This window comes from Microcystis sp. T1-4 (assembly GCF_000297435.1).
GTDB lineage: Bacteria > Cyanobacteriota > Cyanobacteriia > Cyanobacteriales > Microcystaceae > Microcystis.
Genome location: NZ_CAIP01000245.1, coordinates 1 through 3,606, shown reverse-complemented (window position 1 = coordinate 3,606; position 3,606 = coordinate 1). Strand labels below are relative to the sequence as shown.

The window sequence follows — 3,606 nt, the reverse complement described above, 5'->3', positions numbered from 1 at the left end:
AAAGTTAGGATACTTAGTACGACCAGCAAAGAAGTTAGTGAAAGCTGTTTGTAAATGTCTTAACCCTTGTTGTAAGGGTACACAGCTTACTTCATTGAGAAAGTCTAATTCTTCTTGCTTTTTCCAATCGGTCAACATTGAAGAAGTTTGAGCGTAGCCTACTCTTTCTTGCTTTTCGTACCAAGCTTGTGTTCGTTCGTGGAGAGCTTTGTTGTAAACTAATCTTACACAGCCCAAAGTGCGCCGCAATAGCGACTCTTGTTCGGGTGTTGGGTAAAATCGGTAAGAATAGGCTTTTTCCATGTCTCACATTTTAGCATATATCGTGTAAATGCGCTAGTATTTAACAGTAAAGCCAACCTAGAACGGCGGGGTTTCAGACGCAAATTTTCGATGAAGTTATACAACAATATAGGTGAGTTTGTCCGGGCGATCGATAAAGAATCTTAATATATTTTTCAGGCCCGATCAAGTCATGTCAGGGGTGATGTGAGCTAGGGGCGGTTTTATCGGTTAGCAAGGGGTATTCTCCCTTGCTATTGCCGATTTTAGCCTTTAATTTGACAGGGACGGGTAACTGCTCACCCTAGCTTTAAATTTCGCCGCGAATTTCTTCGACGATGCCATCTCTAAGGACGAGTTCCACATTCATTTTGGCCACTAAGTTATCGCCTTTTTCGACCCGGAAAAAGCTTTCTAGTTGTGCTTGGGCGACTTCTTGATTGAGTTCCAAGAGTTGTACCTGTTGCAATTGTTGCAGATACTGGTTTTTTTGTTCGAGAAACTCACTTTTCTGTTGATTGACTTGGATTTGAATATTGTCAATCTGTTGGGCAGCCGCGGGGGGTAAGGGGATCAGACTCTGACGCTGAATTTCGGCGATCGCTCTTTGGCCTTGGCTTTCTAATTGTTGAATTTGTGCGTCAATTTGAACCATTTGTGCTTGTAATTGCTGTTGTGCTTCTTCTTTCCAGCGCGGGGTCACGATGACTTTAATTGTCACCGGGCGCTTCAGTAATAAACTGGTTTGTGCGTCATCCATGATTTGCTTATCCTAAAAAGGTCTTTTTGTCAAGGGGTTAGGGAATATTTGCCGGAAATATTTACTTGGCAAACATCTCGTTAATCATATCGCGATAGCGTTGCGTTACTACCGGTCGTTTAATCTTTAAAGTTTGGGTCATCATGCCGTTTTCTTGGGAAAAAGGCTCTAAAATTAACTCAAAGGTTTTAATCTGGTCATCGGTACGATAACCGGGCCGATTTCTTACCTCGCGCTTTAATTCTTGTTGGTAGAGAGCTAAGACTTTTTTGCTGTAGAGATCGCTAGAAAGAATCGTTGAGCGATCGCTGTGAAGATCGGGTAAATTTAAGGATATTTTCTGTTCTTGGGCCCAATTGGCCAGTATATCAAGATTAGGCACGATCAAAGCCCCCAAAGCTTTTTGATCCTGTCCCACTAGCATGATTTGGGAGATAAAGGGACTGCGTAAACAAGCATCTTCAATCGGTTGCGGTTCGATATTTTCACCATTGCTCAAAACAATTGTATCTTTGGCCCGTCCAGTTAAGACTAAATCCCCAGCAGCGGTTAACCAACCAATATCACCGCTATCAAACCAACCATCGGGAGAAATCGCTTTTTCGGTTGCTTCGGGTTTTTTATAGTATCCCTGCATCACCTGCGGACCGCGAATCAAGACTAAACCGTGTTTTTCTGTCGGTAAGACTTCTTTGCTGTGTAAATCGACAATACAGATTTCTGTCTGAAAGACGGGACGACCGGCAGACCCGCGCAGGTTATGATCGATACGACGGACGGTAGCGACGGGAGAAGTTTCTGTCAGTCCATAACCAACTAAAATCGGGATTCCGGCAATCTCATAGAAAGTATCTAGATGTCTGGCTAAGGAACCACCGCCACTAACCAAGATTTTAACTTTATTTCCCACTGCTTGGCGAATTTTGCCATAAACTAGCTTATCACCGATGGCATGGAGGGGATAGAGTAAGAGGGATTGAATTCTTGCTTTTAGTCTTTCTCCGGGGGAAGCGTGAAGATGATCTAGACTGAGATTATCGGCGATACGTTTAGCAATAACGTACTTTTCCGACTTTTCTAGCAAAAATCGCACTAATTTCTGTTTTGTGGCCGATTGTTCGCTAAATTGTTTTTGGATACCCTCGTAAAGAGATTCCCAAAGACGGGGAACTCCCACCATTAATTGCGGACTAAATTGCTTTAAATCCTGCTTAAAAGTGCGAATACTGGTATAAATCTGGGTGCAACCCTGAGCTAGACTGAAATACTCACAACTGCGCTCGTAGGAGTGCCATGAAGGTAGTATACTTAAAACTCGATCGCCAGGCTCCGGTTGAAAGATAGCATTTAAGTTGCGTACCTGATGCAGCAGATTACCATGACTTAACATCACCCCTTTGGGTTGTCCCGTCGTTCCCGATGTGTAGATGAGGGTAGCCAGATCATTTTCGCTCTTGGTGATAGGTTTAAGGGTGTTCTCAGCCCCGATCGCCATTAGTTGCTTGAAATTTAAGGTCTGCACGGAAATCGCCCCAGTAGCGGGGTCTTCGTCGGTGAGCAGCACGATTAATTTTAGTGGCAATTCAGGGATTTTCGTCAGCAATTTGCCTAAAGTTTTGTTATTTTCGACAATCAGCGTCTGACTGTCACTATCGGCCAGAATATAGGCTAATTCCTCTGCATCCGCTTGAGCAGATCGTACCGCGTTGGCGGCCCCGGCTGCCATGGAACCTTGGTCGGCAATAAACCACCGGGGACTATTATCGGCAAATAAAGCGACATTTTCGGTTTCTGTGACTCCTAATGCTTGTAAAGCGGCGGCAAATTGCTGAATTTGTTGATAAAGTTCCCGATAGGTGAGAATTACTTCCGGTTTACTGTGGGGATCGTGCAGGGCGATAATATTGGGGAAACGCTGGGCAACTATTGACCAAACTTCGGGTAAAGATTGAATATTTGAATAGTCAATTAGGGTTGTCATAGCAGTAGTTATAGAGAGTTACAAGGGTCATAGGATATAGATTAACCATTCTAGGCTCTTTTTGCTGGTTCTCCTAGACAGTATTTCAACAGGTATCTAGTGCTGCAAAGTTAATTTCCTAATCGAGACTCGGAGAGAGGAGACTTTTCGGTTATCGGTGAACAGTGAACAGTAATCAGGGAATGTTACTGTTACTTAATACTGCTTACTGATTACGGAAAAGGCTAACGGCTTAGATGTATAATTAATTTTGCTTAGGTACTGAAATATAGTTGTAACTAGCAGAAAAAACGATGATTGCTTTATCTAACTATAATAATCTCACTCCAGAAGAATATCTTCAGTTTGAAGAAACCAGTCCCATTAAACATGAATATATCGATGGACAAGTTTACGCCATGGCAGGAACGACGGATACTCATAATATTGTTTCGGGGAATATATACACAATTATTCGTAATCATTTGCGGGGTTCCGATTGTCGGGTTTATTTTGCCGATGTGAAAGTCAGATTAGAGAAGCGCAATCACTTTTATTATCCCGATATTATTGTCACCTGCGATGACAGAGATAGAGAAACCGC

At 42.9% G+C, this 3,606-nt stretch carries 4 protein-coding genes; 1 reads left to right on the top strand and 3 read right to left on the bottom strand.

Annotated elements, in window-relative coordinates; genetic code table 11:
* From MICAI_RS15195 to MICAI_RS15185, 3 genes are all read right to left on the bottom strand, one after another.
* The coding region (locus MICAI_RS15195) for an RNA-guided endonuclease InsQ/TnpB family protein (protein ID WP_039900255.1) at positions 1-303 on the bottom strand (303 nt) is incomplete at its 3' end.
* Positions 304-592: 289 nt separating this feature from the next.
* The gene (locus MICAI_RS15190; protein ID WP_002782037.1) at positions 593-1,042 is read right to left on the bottom strand and encodes a YlqD family protein; all 450 of its coding nucleotides are present in this window, start codon (positions 1,040-1,042) and stop codon (positions 593-595) included.
* A 61-nt stretch (positions 1,043-1,103) separates the two neighbouring features.
* A complete protein-coding gene (locus tag MICAI_RS15185) occupies positions 1,104-3,023 on the bottom strand; it encodes a long-chain fatty acid--CoA ligase (protein ID WP_008203626.1) in 1,920 nt (639 codons plus the stop codon).
* A 293-nt stretch (positions 3,024-3,316) separates the two neighbouring features.
* Between MICAI_RS15185 and MICAI_RS15180 the strand changes: the two genes are divergently transcribed.
* On the top strand, positions 3,317-3,606 hold a 290-nt coding region (locus MICAI_RS15180; RefSeq protein WP_039900254.1), incomplete at its 3' end, for a Uma2 family endonuclease.